The sequence below is a fragment of the Paenibacillus sp. FSL W8-0426 genome (assembly GCF_037969725.1).
GTDB classification, from domain to species: Bacteria; Bacillota; Bacilli; order Paenibacillales; family Paenibacillaceae; genus Paenibacillus; species Paenibacillus hubeiensis.
The window spans coordinates 357,255-376,299 of sequence record NZ_CP150203.1 but is presented as its reverse complement, the minus strand read 5'-3'; the positions used below and the strand labels follow the sequence as shown (position 1 = coordinate 376,299).

Sequence of the window (19,045 nt, the reverse complement as noted above, 5' to 3'; positions counted from 1 at the left end):
AGACGCATCACTCGGATTTTGGTTTCCCCAAAGCTCAAATCGAAAAAACCGCAGGGATTTCTGCTCCCTGCGGTTCTGTCATGTTTTTGCGACGACTTGCGCCATGTTTGCTACAGCTTGAATCGTTCAATCATCTCTTGCAAATCTTCCGCCATCTTGGACAACGCAGCCGAAGAGGCTGCCACCTCTTCCATCGTGGCCAATTGCTGCTGGGCGGCGGCAGATCCATCCTCCGTACCGGCAGCGATCTGGTCTGACAGCTGAATCGTATCGTTGACGGCTTTGGTCACATGACCCATCCCCCCATCAATGGCTCGGGACGCCGTGGATACCTCCTGGACCTGCGCGGCAACTTGCTGCACGGCGCTTCGGATAGTGTGGAAAGCTTCGCCCGCTTCCGTGATCAAAGCTGAACCCTTAAGCATGCCTTCTCCTGTCCGGGCAAAAGCCGAATGCACTGCATCCGTCTTTTCATGCATCTCACGCATCAGTTCGCTGATGCGTCCGGCGGAATGGCCGGAATGTTGGGCCAAGGACTTCACTTCTTCGGCAACAACCGCAAATCCCCGGCCATGCTCGCCGGCCCGCGCGGCTTCGATCGACGCATTAAGCGCCAGAATGTTCGTCTGCTTCGCAATCGCCGTAATATCGGCAACGATCGCGACGATCTCATCGTTTTTGGAACGCAGATCCTCAATCACCGCCGATACGGCTTCGCTTTCGCCATTCACCTGCCGGATATGCGCCACAGCCTCTTCCACCGTAACCATGCCTGCTTCCGATTTCGCTGAAGCTTCCCCGGCGATCCGTGCCGCATCCTCCGCGCTTGCCGAAATCTCTTTGACGCTATGGGACATTTCCTCCACAAGCTGTCCCGTAGCCGCGAGACTGTCATTTTGTTTTCCCGTTCCCGTCGCGGCATCCTGCATCAGTTCGGCAACCTGCTCGGTAGCCCTGGAGGTTTGCTCGGAACTCGCCATCAACTGTTCGGATGACGCCGCCAACTGGCTTGACGTATCATGCACTTCGCCCAGTACGCCGCGCAGCGATGAGGTCATCGCGTCAAAGCTGTCTCCGAGCTTGCCAAACTCGTCCTTGCGCTTCAACCCTACCTGCACGGTTAAGTCGCCGGAGCTTACTTTGGATGCCGCCTGCGTCAGTTGTGCCAAAGGTCTATGGATGCTGCGAATCACAAACACAAGCACAATAAGACCAATGATCAGGGCACCTCCGACCAGTGTATACGTCCGAATCATAATCGGCCTTACGGCCTCTTGCGCTTCGGAAGCGACCAGCTCGCCAACGATTTTCCACCCTGTTACCGGATTGGTATCGTACACGGCGATCATGTCCTGCCCGTTATACGTATAACTCACGGTTCCGCGTTCCTGGGTGTACATTTCATTGATGTAGCTCTGGTCGGACTGACTTCCTGATTCAATATCATAATGGAACAGGAATTTTCCGCCATTATCCAGCATGTACAGCTTGCCCGCTTTACCGATGTGCACCTCTTCGACCGAGGCTTTCAAATGATTGAGACTGACGTTGGCCCCGAACGCGCCTTTTCCGTCAGGCAGCTTGACTGCTGCGGTTACTACCCACTCGCCCGTCGTTACAGATTGAAACGTATCCGAAATGATCGGTTCATCGCTCGCCATCGCCATTTTGTACCAGCTGCGTTCGCGCGGATCATAAACCTGACTTCCCGGGTCCGGGGATTTCATCCAGCTGCCGTCTTCTGCCCCAATTGTCAATACGCCAAGCTCCTCATGGGCAGCGGACATCTGGTCCATCTTTCGTTGAAGGGCAGGCGATTTATCGATAACGTCTTTCGAAGATACCCCGGCAGCAAGCTGCGCCGCGTTTTGTTTCTCCATGTCCAGCATTTGGGTAATTTGAAAGTTCAACATTTCCGCTTTGGCATGTGCCGTGGATACAAGTTCCTCATGAACCCTTTCCGCCGCTTTCAGATAGGATAACCACCCCACCGTTACACTGGGCACGATCAGAAATAGGAGCAATACGGCGACTAGCCGTTTTTTTACGGTTGGCCTCAGCCAGCCTTGTATCTTTTTCTTCATTATAAAATAGCCTCCATCGTTTAGCTTCACCTTTCATTTATCGGACAGTTTCCATGAAAACATTATGGATGCAGCAAAATGGTTTCATGAAATATCGGCATGCCCTTTCAGCAAGCTATCCAATAGATGAGTTGCCCGCCCCACTTTGCAGATTGCGACCGCTTTTTTGACCCCCTTTCCAAGATCGTTTACAATAATCCTTAAAGTTGGACAAACATGAAACGTTTGGAAGGGGAGGATTCGAATTTTACGCAAGCTTCAGGTGCAGGACGGCGTTATTTCTGTATTTTCGCCCGTATTGCGCATCCTGCTCGCCTTTGTTCTGGTCGCTTCCCCGGCATGGATCGGTCAGACTTCGCCAGCAGCGGCCGCGCAAAGCACAAAGGATGTTTACATTGAGGTCGATGGCATTCAGCAGCTTTGGAAAAACAAACCGCTTATCATTCAAGGCACGACGTTTGTTCCATTGCGCGATGTCGTTCAATCGTTACAAGGTTCTTTGAAATGGGATCAACGGACCCAGTCGGCCACCATCACCTCAGGCCGGGACACGCTGGTCCACAAGGCAGGGACCGATGTGATCGAGGTCAATGGCTTACAGATGAAGGCTGCCACTCACTCCCGCAACCTGAACGGAACGTTGATGCTGCCTGTACGCATGATGGCGAATGCGCTCAAGGCAGATATTCACGTAGGGCGTACGGATGGGGGACAAATGCGAGTCAGCATCAGATCGGACCAAGTCAGCCTGCTTCACAGCGAAGTCGCCGGCGTGGACGACTACTTGCGCGAAATCCAGTTTCCCGGCATCGCGCTCATTGCTCATAAAGGCGAAGTATTGCTTCGGCAGGGATATGGTCTTGCCGATGCGCACACGCTGAATCGTCCTGACCGGAAAACGCGCATCGCTTCCCTGAGCAAATCGTTTACGGCAGCCTCCATTCTCAGTTTGGCGGAAAAAGGAAAGCTGGATGTGCAGGACCCGATCTCCAAATATATTTCCGGCATACCGGAGGGAGACAAAATCACCCTCCATATGCTGTTATCCCAAACGTCAGGCCTGCCATCCGCTTTCGGCCGTGGCGAAGGCACCACCCTTGAAGAGACTGTGGAAGAAATTCGCCATAAAACGCTGAAATTCGAACCGGGCTCTGCCTATTTGTACAGCAACAGCGGATACGTACTGCTCGCCTATGTTATTGAACAAGTATCCGGCATGAGCTATGCCCATTACGTGCAGCAAACGATTTTGAAACCGCTGGACATGAAAAACTCCGGCGAAGCGTCCCCTAAAGTGAATACGATCAGCGGGTTCGTGCAGTCCGGCGGAGAATGGGTCGAGGCCCCTTATTACGTATCCCAGTCGGGTTCGGGCACGATCTATTCCACCGTAGACGACCTGCTGAAATGGGACCGCGCACTGTATACAGACAAGATCCTGAGCCAGGATACGATCGAAACGATGTACGAACCGTACTCGGACAAAAACTACGGTTACGCCTGGATCCTCAAGGAGAACGGCGACAAAAGAACGGTCTTTCATAACGGTAGCGGCGGCGGTTTCTCCACAGCCCTCTCGCGCAACTTGTCCGATGATGTGACTATCATTCTGCTGGGCAACCATGCAGGCATGGACATGACTGCCTTGATGGACGAGGTGGAATCCCGAACGGCCCAAGCTATGCAATTGCAATAATACCGATTCCCAATAATCAGCATGAACGCAAAAAGACGATCCTCCCGGGGATCGTCTTTTGCGTTCATGCTACTCCGTATGATGCCTGCGATACTCCAGCGGCGATATGCCGGCATGTTTGCGAAAGGCACGCGAGAAATGGTGTTGGCTCTCGAACCCGACTTGCGCCGAGATATCCTTGATCGGATAGACGGTCAACGAAAGCAGCTCCTTGGCTCGCTGCATGCGCATCAATTGCACATATTTCATGGGCGACGTCCCGAGCGTCTGCTGGAACAGGGACCTGAATTGCTCCTTGCCGAGAGCGGCACGCTCCGCCAGATCATCCAGCGTCATCGGATCGGACAAATGCGCCGCGACGTAATTGCATATTTGGAAAATCCGGTGGTCGTACATTACAGGTCGTTCAGGCAAGAAGGAACGCAGCGTCTCGAACAGTTGGAGCAGCCACGACAAGCCCAGCGTTTGCATCTTCAAATACTGGATGGCCTGGTTCGTGTCCAACCTCGCTTGCTGCAATCCGTTCACCCGCCCTTCCTTTATCGTTTCGGTGTACGACATGCATTGATCGGCGACGTTGTGCCATGATTGCAGCAGTTTGCCGAAGGCGGACGGATCAACCGCAGACGCTACCCTTGGAAAACGATACAGGCGAATGAAATCCAGAAGCCCGATCTTGGCCTCCAAAGCAAACGCATAATAATGAAAAGGTTCCGAATCATCAATGCTCTGCCACGACTGGCAAGTTTGAGGAGGAATGCATACAATGTCCCCTTTTCCGATGATGTAAGGGGTTTGATCGTACAGGATGGTTGCTTTTCCTCCGGTAACCAGCCAAATGGCGGTATACGGGAAAACAAACCGGCCGGAATGGCCTTCCCGCACATCCCACTCCTTGAGCCATCGGATCTGGATGGAAAGCTGTTCCAGCAAGTTTCGAGTCTCGAATTCAAGACTCTGGCGGGTCTGGGAATGCCAGCGGTCAATCCGGTCCTTTGAGATGGAATCGACAGCAGGGACGGTTCTCTGCAACATCCTCCCTCCCTATTCTTAATTGTGCAAATCTGCATAATGGGTAACGATTTACGTTTTTTGAGTACATACGCTTGTACCTCTGAATGCTATAATCATAGGCATTAAATATTCAAAAATCAAGTATTTCAGTCGGAATACTTGATATGTGTTTTGACCGTACGTACGGAGAAGCACGCAGACTGTAAACGACGATGACGAACATATCTGGGGGGAAACATGTTGAAAGCAAATTCACTCATTCGCGCCATCCTGACAATGACCGCCTTAAGTCTGCTGCTTGCCGGATGCGGTCTGACGAGCAGTGGCCAACCTAACGCTTCCAGCACCGATAAGGTAGAGAACGCTGGACAAATTGCACTGAGCTTCTGGTTTCCGGGGACGGATCAGGTGACTGTAAACGCTGTAAAGGAGTCTATCGAAACGTTCGAGGAGCAGAACCCAAATATTAAGGTAAATCTAACCTCTGTCCCTTGGGACCAATATTTCCAGAAACTTGCCGTCGCGTACTCCGGTGGAACGCAACCGGATGTGCATGGTCTCGGCTTCGGTCAGCTCATTTCCACGGTAGATCAGGGCAAATATCTGAACCTGCAGCCATACATCGACAAAGACCAGTGGGAAGGGACAACCGACTTCTACCCCGATATCCTCAAAGCAGGCCAGTGGGAGAATGGACAATACGGGCTGTTGATACCGGATCTGCGCCCACTGGCATGGCGTAAAGATTATTTGGCCGAAGCCGGCCTGGATCCGGAATCTCCGCCGCAAACCCTCGATGAGCTGTTCCAGTACGCCGATCGGTTGAAAGTCGTGCAAAACGGCCAGACGGTACGCTCCGGCTTGGATATTCAGACGAGCAACGGAGAGCAATCCTATCTATCCCTCCTGCTCCTATACGGAGAGAATTTTTACGACAAGGAAGGCAATCCGACCTTTGATTCGGAAACCTCCATCGCTCTGGTTGAGAAACTGGTCGAGCTATACAAAGCGGGTGTATTCACGGCAAGCAATCAGCAGCAGACCGGAGGGACACCTTTCGCTCAAGGTCAGGCCGCGATGGCATTCGTCTCTCCTTCCAATACCGCATCCTTGATTCAATCCATCGGAAAGGAGCAGGTGGATTGGGCGCTTCCGCCAGCAGGACCGAACGGAGAACGCACATCGCTGATGCTGGGCACGTTCCTGACAGCAGCCAAGGCTTCCAAACATCCGGAGGAAGCTTGGACTTTCATCAAGTTCTGGTTCAGCCCGGACAATCAAATGGCTTATACTTCCAAGACCGGAGCACTTCCGCCTTTGCAATCCATTCAAGACGAATATCTGACGAACTTTCCGCAAAATCAAGTGATCTATGAAGCGATGAACGATGCACAAGGGTATATCGCCTCCAAATACTGGTCAGTAAACATCAAATATCTGAGAACGGCCCTCGAAGAAGCCTATAATGGCTCCAAATCGGCGGAAGATGCTTTGACTGCCAACGCCGAGCTTGCGCGGGACGAAATCAAGTCCATCAAGTAAACATGAGCACCCTAATTCGGTATCATGGCTGGATTAGGGGCATCTCCATGGCCCAAAGGACGTGTAACGATGAATAAAGGCTTGAATCGCGTTTTCCCGTATCTGTTCGTTTTTCCGAGCATGCTGCTATTCGTATGGTTTGGGCTGATTCCAATCGCCTGGATCGTCTACCTGAGCTTCACTGATTACTCCATGCTGCAGCCTCCCGTATGGAAAGGGCTCGACAATTATGCACGCCTGCTCCAAGATCCGCTGTTCGCCAAATCGGTGGGCAACACCGCATGGTACTGGCTCGGCACCGTATTGCCCTCGATGGCCATCGGCCTTGTTCTGGCTGTGCTCATGTCCATGCAACTAAAGCTGCTGCCCCTCTTCCGGGCTTTGATCTACTTGCCCGGCACATTGTCTTCCGTTGCCGTTGCCATGACATGGCTATGGCTGCTGGATCCGTCCAGCGGGCCGGTGAACCGCTGGCTTTCTTTCATGGGCGTTGCCGGACGCAACTGGCTGAATAGCCCGGACACGTCCCTTGCTTCCATCATCGTGATTGGCATATGGACAGGCATCGGATTTTGCATGATCGTGCTGCTCGGCGGCATTCAAGGCATATCGGTCAGCCTGTATGAAGCCGCCGCGCTCGATGGCGCTTCCGGATTACGTCAGTTTTTTCACATCACGATTCCCCTCCTGAAGCCCATGCTGTTGTTCCTGTTTATCATTGCAACCATTCGGTCGTTTCAGGTTTTCGATCTGGTATACATTCTGACCGGCGGCGGTCCTGCCAATTCGAGCACAACGATCGTCAGCCAGATCGTCAATGCCAGCTTCCAAGAATACCGAATGGGATACGCTTCGGCGATGGCCGTCTTTTTGCTGCTGGTCACGCTGGCTGTCACGCTGCTGCAATACTGGATGGGCGGACGAAATTCTGCCTCAGATTAGGAGAATGACATGAAACCGACAACATTCGAACGAATTTCAGCCTATGCCGCACTCGCTTTCGTCACCGCGCTGTCTATTCTGCCGCTCCTGGTGCTTGTCTTCACCTCCTTGAAGGGGGATGACGAGTTTGGATTGGGCAGAACGACCATCTTGCCTTCCGGCTTGCAATTCGATAATTACGTCCGGGCGTTGGGCATGGCGGAATGGGGTCTCTTTTTCCGCAATAGTGCTATCGTTACTGCTGCAGCTGTAGGGGGCAGCCTTTTGTTAAATACCCTTGCCGGATTTGCTTTCGCCAGGCTCCGCTTCCGAGGAAGCCAGTTCATGTTCCTGCTGCTGCTGCTCGGCCTCATGATTCCGGCCCAAGTCACGGTCATCCCCCAATTCCTGCTGCTGAAGTCTGTTCCATTCTTCGGCGGGAACGACTGGCTTGGAAGCGGCGGGACCGGCTGGCTGGACAGCTACTATGCCTTGATCATTCCCGAGTTATCCGGAGCGTTCGGCATCTTTATGGCACGGCAATTTTTCCAGCAGGTGCCGAAGGCGCTGGACGAAGCGGCATATATTGACGGAGCCGGTATTCTGAGATTGTTTTTCTACATCTATATCCCGCTGAGCGGGCCGCTGCTCGGTACACTTGGCATTTTCAAATTCGTTGCGGTGTGGAACGACTTCTTTCACCCGCTCATCTACACCAGCAGCCCGTCCATGCGAACAATCCAACTGGGCCTTCAAGTTTTCCGGGGCGAATATCAGGTGCAATACAACCTGTTGATGGCCGCTACACTGATGGTGTCTTTGCCCATCGTCATTGCCTTTTTCCTATTCCAAAAACAATTCATCCGCAGCGTGGTATCCTCGGGTGTGAAAGGATGATTTTTGCATGAAAGCAATCATGGTCATGTTCGACACGTTAAATCGGCATATGCTCTCCCCCTACGGCGCGCCCGATTGGGTACAAACGCCTCATTTCGACAGGCTTGCCCGGCGCAGCGCCGTTTTCCTGAACAGTTATATCGGCAGCATGCCCTGCATGCCGGCCCGCCGGGAACTGCACACAGCTCGGCATAATTTCCTGCACCGAAGCTGGGGCCCGCTGGAACCGTTCGACGATTCCGCCATCGAGCTGCTTGGGCAAGCAGGAGTGTACACTCATTTGGTCACGGATCACCAACATTATTGGGAAGACGGGGGAGGAACATATCACCCCAGATATGAGAGCTTTGAATTCGTTCGCGGCCAGGAAGGAGACCCTTGGAAAGGTGAGGTAAGCGAGGAGGCTACCCAAGGAAGAGCGGGATCGGGCATCCCGTTAACGTACCAGAAAATTGTTCATCACGACCGGATCAATCGCAAACACATCGTTTCCGAGGAGCAATTTCCGCAGGCACAGACCTTTGAGCTGGGTATCGACTTCATCCGCCGCAACGCTGGTCAAGAACGCTGGTTCCTGCAGCTGGAGACGTTCGATCCGCACGAACCGTTCTACAGTCCGGAATCGTTCCGCAACTTGTATCCGAAGCTGATCGGGGATCGTGGAAACGATTGGCCGGCTTACGGACCCGTGAAGGAAACGGATGACGAGGTAGAGCGCATGCGGCATCGTTATGCGGCCCTGCTCACCATGTGTGATGACCATCTTGGGAAAGTGCTGGATGTCATGGACGAGCTGGATCTGTGGAAAGATACATTGCTTATCGTGAATACGGATCATGGCTTCTTGCTTGGCGAGCACGGACATTGGGCCAAATGCGTGCAGCCCTTCTATAACGAGGTCGCCCACACGCCGCTGTTTATCTGGGACCCGCGCAGCAACGTTCAGGGGGAACGGCGAAACAGCCTTGTTCAAACCATCGACCTGCCTGTAACGCTGCTCGATTATTTCGGCGTGCAGCCTACATCCGATATGCATGGTCAATCCCTTCGCGCTACCATAACCAGCGATCAACCTGTGCGCGAAGCAGCGCTGTTCGGATTGCATGGCGGCCACGTATGCGTTACAGACGGGCGTTACGTATATATGAGAGCAGCCGCAAGCGAGGACAACCAGCCGCTGTTCGACTACACCCTGATGCCCACGCATATGCGAAGCCGCTTCTCCCCTTCCGAGCTGCAGGACATGGAGCTTGCCGGACCACTTCCGTTTACCAAAGGAGCACAGGTCTTGAAAATAAGGAGCGCAGGCCGGGGAACGCTGCATCAGTTCGGCTCGCTGTTGTTCGACCTGGAAACGGACCCGCGACAGGAGCATCCAATCGAGGATGCACAACTTGAGGCCAAAATGGTTGCTTTGCTCATCCGTCTTATGCAAGAGAACGATGCGCCGATCGAGCAATATGAACGATTGGGACTCGAACCGAACGCACGCCGGGAAGCAAAAGTGCCGTATTCCGGGGAATTGGCTTCCGAAGGCGAAAAGGAGCATCGTCCATGACCGCGAAACCGAAGCGTCCGCATATCATCCTGTTCAATCCGGACCAATGGCGGGGCGATGTGCTCGGCCATCTCGGAAATCCGGCAGCACGAACGCCGCATTTGGACCGTTTCGTAGCCGAAGATGCCGTATCGTTCAGTCACACTTTTTGTCAGAACCCGGTCTGCACGCCAAGCCGCTGCTCCTTTATGACGGGGTGGTATCCGCACGTCAGGGGCCATCGGACCATGTACCATATGCTCAAGCCGGATGAACCCATGCTGCTGCAAAAGCTGAAAGAGGCTGGTTATTACGTATGGTGGGGTGGGAAAAACGATCTGGTCGATCCCGAATCGGGCTATGGCGAATATTGCGACGTCAAGTATGTTCCGCCCGACACAACGAGACGCATGTTCGGACCGGATTGGAGGCGCGGCAAACCGGAAGAGGATACGTTCTATTCGTTTTACGTCGGCAACATCGACAAAGGGGACGGGGAAGACTATTATCCCGACTCGGATTGGGCTCATATCCACGGAGCGATTAATCTGATTCGGGAAGCCCGGTCGGATCAGCCTGTATGCATTTATTTGCCGATCCTGTACCCGCACCCCCCTTATGCCGTAGAAGAGCCATGGTACGGTTCGATTGACCGTTCCTTGCTGCCGCCCCGCGTCGCCGAGCCGGTCTGGGAAGGCAAACCGTCCATGTTAACCGGACTGCGGGAGAGGATGCAGCTGCACGGTTGGACCGAGCAGCGCTGGGACGAGCTGCGAGCAACGTATTACGCCATGTGCGCCAGAGTAGACGAGCAGTTTGGGCTACTTGTTCAGGCTCTGAAGGACACGGGAATGTACGAGGATACGGCCATTTTCTTTTTCTCGGACCACGGCGATTTCACAGGGGACTACGGGCTGGTGGAAAAAACGCAAAACACGTTTGAGGATTGCCTGACCCGCGTCCCCTTTATCGTCAAACCTCCTGCAGGCGTTCCGGTACGGCCAGGCATCTCCGACGCCATGATTGAGCTGGTCGATCTGTGCGCTACGGTATACGATTATGCAGGCATTGACGAGGGGTACACCCATTTTGGCCGTTCCCTTTGCGGCGTAATCAGCGGGCAGCTGACGGAGCACCGTGACGCCGTTTTCAGTGAGGGCGGCCGACTGCATGGCGAATCGCACTGCAACGAATCCACGCCGTTTAACGAAGACCCCCGCAGCCTGTATTGGCCAAGGGGCGAAACGCAGCGCAGCGAGGGACCGGAGCATACCAAAGCCACGATGATCCGCACGGATCGGTTCAAGTATGTGCGCAGACTTGATGAGCAAGACGAGTTATACGATCTCGTTCTCGACCCGGGAGAGACCCGCAACCGGATCAGCGATCCTTCCCTTGCGCAAGAATTGCAACGTTTGAAGGAGCGCATGCTTGATTTTTACCAATCCACTTGCGACGTGGTCCCGCACCGGCGCGCACGACGGGAATGATAGTTATATTGAACGAAAGGAGCATGAACACGGATGAAACCATCGAAAAACGGATGCTGCTGCTCCGTAAAACGGAATTCCGCCATTGCAGCGACCGTGCAGCTCCCCAATCATCATGCAGATCTGGGGACCAGCGTCGAAACTGTGCGGCCCGAACTGCTGGAACGTATGGTCCGCATCGAAGGCGGCACCTTTGTCATGGGAACCAATGATCTGAACGGTTTCGCCTCGGACGGCGAAGGGCCCTCCAGAATTGTGGAAGTGGATAGCTTCCTTATGTCACCCTATGCAGTGACTAATCGGGATTTCAAGGAATTCGTCAAGGAGACGGGTTACATGACCGAAGCGGAGCAATTCGGCTGGTCTTACGTTTTCGAATTGCTCGCGTCGGAGAAGGTTCGAAACGAAGTGCAGCGCGTGCCTTACGGCGTGCCATGGTGGCTCGTCGTGGAAGGCGCGTGCTGGCACCGCCCCGAAGGGAGGGATTCTTCTATTGAGGGGAGGGAGAACCACCCGGTCGTACACGTCAGTTGGAACGATGCTTTGGCATACTGCTCGTGGTCCGGCACCATCCTGCCGACCGAGGCGCAGTGGGAATATGCAGCGAGAGGAGGATTGGAAGGCAAAACGTATGTATGGGGCAACGAATTGCTGCTTGACGGAGAGCATCAATGCAACATTTGGCAAGGGCGATTCCCGACTGAAAATACTGCAGAAGACGGTTACGCGGGAACCGCACCCGTTGATGCCTACCGTCCCAACGGATACGGTCTGTACAATATGGCCGGGAACGTATGGGAATGGTGCCTCGACCGTTTCACGCCTAGGTATCATGAAATCACCGAAACGTGCAATCCGTTGTTTGCAGGAATGTCGGACAAGGTTTCGATGCGCGGCGGCTCTTATTTGTGCCACCATTCATATTGCAATCGGTATCGTGTAGCTGCGCGAACCGGGAATACGCCAGACAGCTCGTCCGGGAACTGCGGTTTTCGAGTGGTTGTTCGCTAAACCAACGCGGAACCTGGATCTGTATGTGCGATGAAAAGCCCGGTGCCTATGGCAACGAGCTTTTCTTTCGATTCCCGCAGAGCAGTAATGGTTCGATTAGAGCGACGTGCTATTTCAAAGACACCGGAAGTTTCCCTGCAAAAGGAATCTGCCCCGTCAGCGCGCGTGCAATGCTCTGCATAGCCAGCGGCCTGCTCTCGTACGCGGCCACATATACCGATGCATCGGGAATGGCCAGCAGATCGTAAGGGCTGCGCAGCGCCACCACTGCTACCGGCTTGCCCAGTCTGTTTAGCCGGCCGATTAATCTGCGCTGCGGGTCGCCTGAGGGATTGACGGCATTGTAAGTGCCCACCACAATCTGCTTGACACCCTCATCTTCGGCGGCTTGAAGCAGACGCGCTGAATCGGACGCCACGTCTTCCGGTGATACCGTCAGATCCACTACTTCAAGGCCACAGTCGGCAAGTGCCGAACCAAGCGTCGGTGCCTGGACGAGCTGCTCGTCAGCAATTGTCGTTACCTCCGTCGCCACCGTAATGACCAGCGTTCGCTCAAGCTTGAGCGGCAGCATTCCTTCTTCATCGCGAACCAGCGTAATGCTGTTCTCGCTGATCCGCCTTGCCACATCCAGATGCGAGCGATCGCCCCGCTCTACGCGCTCTGCTTGTTCAGGCGCAGCTGCAGCTAGTGACATGGCATTATCCTTTTCGCGGCCAGCCACTGCTGCCGGCTCGTCGGCATCCATCCGCAGCAGTCCACGCTTCGCTTTGTATGTGAGCAGCCGCAAGACCGATTCGTCGATGCGCTTTTCGCTAATTCTCCCGCTCTCTACCGCCTGTACCAGCGCACCGAAGGACTCCCTCTGCAATTTTGCCGTGTGGCTGATCAACACGAGGTCCGCTCCGGCTTCAACGGCCATGACCGCAGCCTCCACCGTCCCATAATGAACGGCAATGGCATCCATCTCCATACAATCCGTAACGATCAGTCCCTCATATCCCAACTCTTTGCGCAGCAGTCCGCTCAGCACGGCAGGAGATAACGTGACTGGCAGCCGCTGCGGCTCCAGCGCCGGAAAATAAATATGCGCCGACATCATCGCGTCCACGCCGGCCGCTATGGCGGCACGAAACGGAACAAGCTCCACGCGTTCTACCCGTTCGCGCCCATGCGCGATGACGGGAAGATCCAGGTGGGAGTCTATGTCCGTGTCCCCATGACCGGGAAAATGTTTCGCCGTTGCAGCAAGGCCCGCATCCTGCAGCCCTCTTATCGTATGTACACCGAATTCGGCTACAGCCTCGGGTTCTTCCCCGAAGGAACGTACGCCGATCACGGGATTAGCCGGATTGTTGTTGATGTCCAGTACCGGGGCGAAGTTCATGTTAATGCCCATGGATTTCAGTTCCATGCCGCTGATGCGCGCAGCTTCGTACGCATCCTCCGGCGAGCCTGCTGCCGCAATCGCCATCTGTCCCGGCATCAGCGCAATGCCCTCGGTAATTCGCGCTACCATACCGCCCTCCTGGTCGATGGATATCCAGAGCGGCAAATTCCCTCTGCCCCTGGCAATGTGCTGCAATCCTTTCGACAGTAGCTCTACCTGCTCCGGCGACTCCACATTGCGCGCGAAATAGATCACGCCGCCGATCGGGACCTCCGTCAGCAGGCGCTCAATATCTCCGGAAGCTTCCGTGCCGTGAAAACCGCACAGCAGCATCTGCCCGATTTTCTCGCGCAACGTCATCTGCTTCAGCAGGCTTCGACCGCTTTGATTCTGCTCCATCATCTCTTCGTCCCCTTCCGCATTAATCCCATTCATAACCAAGCAAAAACGGCTGCCGGCGCTCATTCCAAGCCATCGCCTGCATCTTCCACTCCCGTCTGAGTCGTTCCAGGACTCCAGGATCATGAATGTTTTCCCGGACAACGCTTCCTCCGGTCAACAAGTCAATGAAGTACCGCGAACCCGATTTTGGCGGCTCCAGCCATCGAAACTCATTTTGCGCAAGCGAAATCAGCTCATGCAGAAGCACCAAGCCCATGTCCGCTGCGCGGAATTTCTCCGGCTCTGTCACGAAAATACGAACGCCTCCGCACAACTCACCCGCATGTTTGGAAAAGGTCGGCGACATGTACACGGGATGCAAATGGACTCCCTCTAACCCATGCTGACGAACGCGCTCGGCCAGTCGCTCACCATCGACCCATGGCGCGCCGATCCACTCGAACGGGCGGGTCGTGCCCCTGCCCTCCGATACGTTGGTACCTTCCAGCAAACAGCTTCCGGCGTATACCCGCACCGTGTCCAGCGTAGGCATGTTCGGCGATGGCATCATCCAAGGCAGCCCGCAATCGGCAAAGGACATCTTGCGCCGCCAGCCCTCCATGGCGACTACGTCCAACTCGCAAGGATGTTCCAGCTCACTGTTGACGAGCAACGCCAGTTCACCAACCGTCATACCATGGCGTACCGGCATGCGCCAGGCACCCACAAGCGATTCATACCCCGCGTTTAAAACGCCACCTTCCACGATGCATCCGCCCAACGGATTGGGACGATCCAGCACAAGCAGTCGCTTGCCCGCCTGCGCGCACGTCTCCATCATTTGAAACAGCGTCGATGCATAGGTGTAATACCGAATGCCGATATCCTGGATATCGAACAATACCGTATCTACACCAGCCATTATCGCGGGTGTGGGCTTTTTCTGTTCTCCGTACAAGCTGAACACGGGAATGCCAAGCTTCGGATGCAGTGTATCTCCGAAACGTACGCCTGCCTGCAGCTCGCCGTCCAGTCCATGCTCACATGCATAAAGCGCCACCAATTCGGCATCCTTCAGCCCGGCGCATACTTCAATGGTAGACCTGAAATGGGATGTGATGCCCGTCGGATTGGTGATCAACCCGATGCGCGAACCGGTAATCCATGGATGGGAAAGACCTTCCGCCAGCAGATCAACTCCTGTCCGAACCTTGGAAGACATCGGCTTAACCACTCCTGCCTTTGTAAGGCACGAGCCTAAACCCTTCACCACATCCTTTCTCGGAATCTTACGCCGTCCTTCACTTCCGTTCATCGCGCACTCCCTTGACTCTGGCCAAACCAAGTGGACGGTTGATGGTCATTACCCTGCAGTACGGCAGGTTCTTCCTCCGGCTCCAGTACATTTCGCGCCACCTTATGCTGATAAACGGCAAACATGCCCGCAAACAGCGCGCCATATCCCACAACGGTTAACAGGAGCAGCGCAGCAAGACACAATGCCTGAAATGCGGCAGCAATGGTGTATCCCGGATATCGGAAGAACAGCTTGACGCTCTCTCCCATCGCTTGCACGATCCCCATATCCTTCTGAATGACCAGTTGCCACGTATAGAACTGGGAAAGCGCCGCCATCAGCACAAAACAGGTCTGAAATGCGATCACCGCCATGCCCAACATGCTTCCCTGGCCGCCGTAGTACCACCATGTCGACCAAAGAATGAAGCTTAACACAGCAAACAGTACGCCAACCATCCCTCCGGGGACGATTCCCTTTAACGTCCCTGTCCACATATCCTTCAGGCCGTTCCGCTGCTCCTTGCGTTCCAGCCGATGATGCATCGCAAAGCAGGCTCCAAACAGCACAGGCATGTATGCGACCACAAGCAGCAGTAACGCTACGGGCAGCGGCGCAAACAGCAGGATGGGCACAAGCACCACCGAACTGGCCACACTGTACAAGGCAACCCGAATCATGTCCTGATAGATTTCAACTCCCGTCTTTACCAGCACCTCGCTCAGCTTACGCATATTTCAGCTCTCCTCCCTTGCGGTTATTGCCACAAATGACTCCGACTTCTCTGCACCTTCCTTGTTCCACCACTTATTCGCGTCCAATTGCAAGCTCTGTTTCCGGGTCAAAGAAATGCGCCTTACGCAGGTCCAGCACAAACACTTTATCCATACCCACATACGTATGCGTCTCAGGGTGCACCTTGGCGGTAACGGTACGATTACCCAACGGAAAATAAATCAAATTTTCGGAGCCCAGATGCTCAACGACCTGCACTCTTGCCTGCAGCATATGGTCCCTCGGAATATTCGGCGCAACATCCTCGCCAAAAACATGCTCTGGCCGAATGCCAAGAATCAACCGCTTGCCCTGATACTCGCGCAAACGCTCAAGCACATCCTCCGGCAAAGCAAACGACGTGCCCTCCAAAACCAACTGCGCACCATCCAGCCGCGCATCGATAAAGTTCATCGCCGGCGAGCCAATGAATCCGGCCACGAACATGTTGCGCGGACTTGCGTACAGTTCCTTCGGCGAAGCGATCTGCTGAATGTCGCCGTGGTTCATGACCACGATGCGCTCGCCCAGCGTCATTGCTTCGACCTGATCGTGCGTCACGTATACGATCGTCGCCCCCAAGCGCTTGTGCAGCTCGCCCAGTTCCACACGCATCTGCACGCGCAGCTTGGCATCGAGGTTCGACAAAGGCTCGTCGAACAGGAATACCTGCGGGTCGCGCACGATGGCGCGGCCCACGGCAACCCGTTGACGCTGGCCGCCGGAAAGCTCGCGCGGCTTGCGCTCCAGCATCGCCTCAAGCCCCAGGATGGCTGCGGCATGGTTTACCTTTTCATCAATGTAAGCTTTCGGTTTCTTCAAGTTTTTCAGTCCAAAGGATAAATTTTCCCGAATCGTCATGTGTGGATACAGCGCATAGTCCTGGAACACCATCGCAATATCGCGATCCTTCGGATGCAACTCGTTCACGATCCGGTCGCCGATGACGATATCTCCGCTCGTTTGTTTTTCCAGCCCGGCGATCATTCGCAGCGACGTGGTTTTGCCGCATCCCGACGGGCCGACGAAGACCACGAACTCTTTATCCTCTATGACAAAGTCCGACCCGGCGACAGCCGTGAACGTTCCTTTATGATCATCTTTGAATTCTTTGCGTACTTGGCGAAACTCCACGCGTGCCATTGGCAGATCCCCCTTTGCGTTGTCGCATGTGTTATAGCCCGATTAGAGAGGTTATCCCTTAACCGCGCCGATGGTAATTCCCTGCAGGAAGTAACGCTGCAGCGAGAAGAACAGTATGATCATCGGCAGCGCGCCGATCGTCGCTCCTGCCATCATCGCCCCGAAATCGGTCGATTCGGCAAAGACGAATGATGCGAGCCCCACCTGAATGGTGCGCATTTCGTTGGAATTGGTAATGAGAAACGGCCAGAAAAATTCGTTCCACGAAGCGACGAAGGTAAAAATCGCAAGCACCGCAATCCCCGGCTTCGCCATAGGCAGAATCACCTTCCAGAAGATGCCGAATTCGCTGCATGCATCGATGCGCGCCGCATGGATCAGCGAGGTTGGCAGCGTGGACATGAACTGTTTCATCAAAAAGATGTTGCCTACGCTTACCGCGGCAGGCAGAATAATGGCGATGTATGTGTCGCCGAGGTTAAACACGTTGACCATCAAAATGTAGAGCGGGATCAGCGTAACTTGAGCAGGAATCATCATCGTGCCGAGCAGCGTCCAGAAGACAGCCTGACTGCCCGGAAATTTCAGTTTGGCAAACGCATACCCTGCCAGCGAAGCAAAGAATACGTTGGTCACGGTCAGGATAGCCGAAATCAACAGCGAGTTATAGAGCCAGCGCCAGGCGTCCGTTTTGGCAAAAAAGCGTTCATACGGCGACAAGGACAGCTGATTCGGCAGCATCTGCGGCCGAAAGGATGCCGACATTGCGCTATCCTGCACCGAGCCTACCAACATCCAGTACATGGGGATGACTGTCACGATCGTCCACACGCTTAGCAGAACGGCAGCTATGATCAGCAGCAGCTTATGGCGTGATGTTTTCATGGATGAAATTCACCTCCGATTGCTTAATACTCGATATCGCTCGAGAAGTACTTGAATTGAATCACGGAGATGACGATGATGATCACCGCGAGCACGAACGACTGCGCCGACGCCAATCCGAATTCGTAGAACTTGAAGGCCGTCTCATAAATCAGGTAAGCAATCGTCGTTGTGGCAAAGTTCGGGCCGCCTTGTGTCATTAGATATACCGAAATGAATACCTGAAAAGACGTAATGACTCCGGTAACAAGCAGATAGAGCGTCGTCGGTTTGAGGAGCGGCCACGTGATTTTGCTGAATTGGGTCCAGCCGCTGGCATGGTCAATGTCCGCCGCTTCATACAGCGACTTCGGAATACCGCCCATCGCCGCCAAATACAGAATGATGCCCGCACCATGCGAACCGAGCCAGTTCATCAGAATAAGCGAAAATAACGCCGTTCCCGACTGCCCCAGCCAGATGACCGGGTCCAGGCCGAACAGGCTCAGGAAACGGTTCAGCAAACCGGAGTCGGTGGGATCGAAAATGGCAAGCCAGACGATGGAAATCGTTACTCCGGATGCCACGGCAGGCAGATATAACGTAGCTTTGAAGAAGGTCTGCCATTTGCTTTTCATTTGAAAGATGAAATAAGACAGCACAAACGTAATCAGAATGTTGACCGGCACGGTGCCCACCGTGAAAATGATCGTGTTGCGGATGGATTTCCAGAACGTATCGTCCTTGACCAAACGCTCGTAATTGTCCAGCCCGACCCACGTGGAATTCATAATATTGTACTTCTGGAAACTCATGACCAGTGCCGACAGTACCGGGTACAGCGTGAACACAAGAAACAGCAGGACAGGCGCCAAAATAAACAAATACGCCCACCCGTAATCCCGCCAAAACCGGGCGAACCGGGAAGTCCGGGCCGCGGACGGCTTTGGCGCAAGGGCGGTCTGCATGGCGAATCCTCCTCTCCGAGATGATGATGCCTGGAT

Annotated in this window: 15 protein-coding genes; 7 read left to right on the top strand and 8 right to left on the bottom strand. The window is 54.4% G+C overall.

Features of this window, described 5'->3' with window-relative positions:
* Positions 1 to 110 precede the first annotated feature (110 nt).
* Positions 111 to 2,084, bottom strand: a complete 1,974-nt coding sequence (locus MKY59_RS01745; RefSeq protein WP_339275692.1) for a methyl-accepting chemotaxis protein — start codon at positions 2,082 to 2,084, stop codon at positions 111 to 113.
* A gap of 262 nt (positions 2,085 to 2,346) precedes the next feature.
* Here MKY59_RS01745 and MKY59_RS01740 point away from each other — a divergent pair, with 262 nt between their 5' ends.
* A complete protein-coding gene (locus MKY59_RS01740) occupies positions 2,347 to 3,780 on the top strand; it encodes a serine hydrolase (protein ID WP_339275690.1) in 1,434 nt (477 codons plus the stop codon).
* Between the two features lie 69 nt (positions 3,781 to 3,849).
* Here the strand turns inward: MKY59_RS01740 and MKY59_RS01735 are convergent, their stop codons facing one another.
* On the bottom strand, positions 3,850 to 4,812 hold the full coding sequence (locus tag MKY59_RS01735) for an AraC family transcriptional regulator (protein ID WP_339275688.1): 963 nt from the start codon (positions 4,810 to 4,812) through the stop codon (positions 3,850 to 3,852).
* A 219-nt stretch (positions 4,813 to 5,031) separates the two neighbouring features.
* Between MKY59_RS01735 and MKY59_RS01730 the strand changes: the two genes are divergently transcribed.
* The 6 genes from MKY59_RS01730 (at position 5,032) to MKY59_RS01705 (ending at position 12,192) form a co-directional block, all read left to right on the top strand.
* Complete coding sequence (locus MKY59_RS01730) at positions 5,032 to 6,336, top strand: extracellular solute-binding protein (protein ID WP_339275686.1); 1,305 nt, start codon at positions 5,032 to 5,034, stop codon at positions 6,334 to 6,336.
* A 69-nt stretch (positions 6,337 to 6,405) separates the two neighbouring features.
* On the top strand, positions 6,406 to 7,278 hold the full coding sequence (locus MKY59_RS01725; protein ID WP_339275684.1) for a sugar ABC transporter permease: 873 nt from the start codon (positions 6,406 to 6,408) through the stop codon (positions 7,276 to 7,278).
* Positions 7,279 to 7,287: 9 nt separating this feature from the next.
* Positions 7,288 to 8,154 (top strand): carbohydrate ABC transporter permease, encoded by an 867-nt coding sequence (locus MKY59_RS01720; protein ID WP_339275683.1) that lies wholly within the window; start codon positions 7,288 to 7,290, stop codon positions 8,152 to 8,154.
* A 7-nt stretch (positions 8,155 to 8,161) separates the two neighbouring features.
* Entirely contained in the window at positions 8,162 to 9,712 is a 1,551-nt protein-coding gene (locus tag MKY59_RS01715; protein ID WP_339275681.1) for a sulfatase, read from the top strand.
* Positions 9,709 to 11,181, top strand: coding sequence for a sulfatase-like hydrolase/transferase (locus MKY59_RS01710; RefSeq protein WP_339275679.1), 1,473 nt, complete (start codon positions 9,709 to 9,711; stop codon positions 11,179 to 11,181). The genes MKY59_RS01715 and MKY59_RS01710 overlap by 4 nt, the downstream gene beginning before the upstream one ends.
* Positions 11,182 to 11,349: 168 nt before the next feature.
* Positions 11,350 to 12,192, top strand: a complete 843-nt coding sequence (locus MKY59_RS01705) for a formylglycine-generating enzyme family protein (protein ID WP_339278302.1) — start codon at positions 11,350 to 11,352, stop codon at positions 12,190 to 12,192.
* A gap of 109 nt (positions 12,193 to 12,301) precedes the next feature.
* Here the strand turns inward: MKY59_RS01705 and nagZ are convergent, their stop codons facing one another.
* From nagZ to MKY59_RS01675, 6 genes are all read right to left on the bottom strand, one after another.
* Positions 12,302 to 13,984: a beta-N-acetylhexosaminidase gene (gene nagZ, locus MKY59_RS01700; RefSeq protein ID WP_339275678.1), complete on the bottom strand. Its 1,683-nt coding sequence runs from the start codon at positions 13,982 to 13,984 to the stop codon at positions 12,302 to 12,304.
* 19 nt (positions 13,985 to 14,003) lie between these two features.
* Positions 14,004 to 15,185 carry a DUF1343 domain-containing protein gene (locus MKY59_RS01695; RefSeq protein ID WP_339275677.1) on the bottom strand — a complete coding sequence of 394 codons (1,182 nt, stop codon included), beginning with the start codon at positions 15,183 to 15,185 and terminating at the stop codon, positions 14,004 to 14,006.
* Between the two features lie 89 nt (positions 15,186 to 15,274).
* Positions 15,275 to 15,994 carry a hypothetical protein gene (locus tag MKY59_RS01690; protein ID WP_236421454.1) on the bottom strand — a complete coding sequence of 240 codons (720 nt, stop codon included), beginning with the start codon at positions 15,992 to 15,994 and terminating at the stop codon, positions 15,275 to 15,277.
* 73 nt (positions 15,995 to 16,067) lie between these two features.
* Positions 16,068 to 17,177, bottom strand: coding sequence for a sn-glycerol-3-phosphate ABC transporter ATP-binding protein UgpC (ugpC, locus tag MKY59_RS01685; protein ID WP_236421455.1), 1,110 nt, complete (start codon positions 17,175 to 17,177; stop codon positions 16,068 to 16,070).
* 51 nt (positions 17,178 to 17,228) lie between these two features.
* Complete coding sequence (locus MKY59_RS01680) at positions 17,229 to 18,062, bottom strand: carbohydrate ABC transporter permease (RefSeq protein WP_236421456.1); 834 nt, start codon at positions 18,060 to 18,062, stop codon at positions 17,229 to 17,231.
* Between the two features lie 23 nt (positions 18,063 to 18,085).
* On the bottom strand, positions 18,086 to 19,009 hold the full coding sequence (locus MKY59_RS01675; RefSeq protein WP_236421457.1) for a sugar ABC transporter permease: 924 nt from the start codon (positions 19,007 to 19,009) through the stop codon (positions 18,086 to 18,088).
* Positions 19,010 to 19,045 lie beyond the last annotated feature (36 nt).

Coding starts and splice junctions, on each gene's coding strand:
- MKY59_RS01745 (WP_339275692.1), bottom strand. CDS start 2,084: ATGAAGAAAAAGATACAAGGCTGGCTGAGGCCAACCGTAAAAAAACGG.
- MKY59_RS01730 (WP_339275686.1), top strand. CDS start 5,032: ATGTTGAAAGCAAATTCACTCATTCGCGCCATCCTGACAATGACCGCC.
- MKY59_RS01725 (WP_339275684.1), top strand. CDS start 6,406: ATGAATAAAGGCTTGAATCGCGTTTTCCCGTATCTGTTCGTTTTTCCG.
- MKY59_RS01720 (WP_339275683.1), top strand. CDS start 7,288: ATGAAACCGACAACATTCGAACGAATTTCAGCCTATGCCGCACTCGCT.
- MKY59_RS01715 (WP_339275681.1), top strand. CDS start 8,162: ATGAAAGCAATCATGGTCATGTTCGACACGTTAAATCGGCATATGCTC.
- MKY59_RS01710 (WP_339275679.1), top strand. CDS start 9,709: ATGACCGCGAAACCGAAGCGTCCGCATATCATCCTGTTCAATCCGGAC.
- MKY59_RS01705 (WP_339278302.1), top strand. CDS start 11,350: ATGGTCCGCATCGAAGGCGGCACCTTTGTCATGGGAACCAATGATCTG.
- nagZ (WP_339275678.1), bottom strand. CDS start 13,984: ATGATGGAGCAGAATCAAAGCGGTCGAAGCCTGCTGAAGCAGATGACG.
- MKY59_RS01695 (WP_339275677.1), bottom strand. CDS start 15,185: ATGTCTTCCAAGGTTCGGACAGGAGTTGATCTGCTGGCGGAAGGTCTT.
- MKY59_RS01690 (WP_236421454.1), bottom strand. CDS start 15,994: ATGCGTAAGCTGAGCGAGGTGCTGGTAAAGACGGGAGTTGAAATCTAT.
- ugpC (WP_236421455.1), bottom strand. CDS start 17,177: ATGGCACGCGTGGAGTTTCGCCAAGTACGCAAAGAATTCAAAGATGAT.
- MKY59_RS01680 (WP_236421456.1), bottom strand. CDS start 18,062: ATGAAAACATCACGCCATAAGCTGCTGCTGATCATAGCTGCCGTTCTG.
- MKY59_RS01675 (WP_236421457.1), bottom strand. CDS start 19,009: ATGCAGACCGCCCTTGCGCCAAAGCCGTCCGCGGCCCGGACTTCCCGG.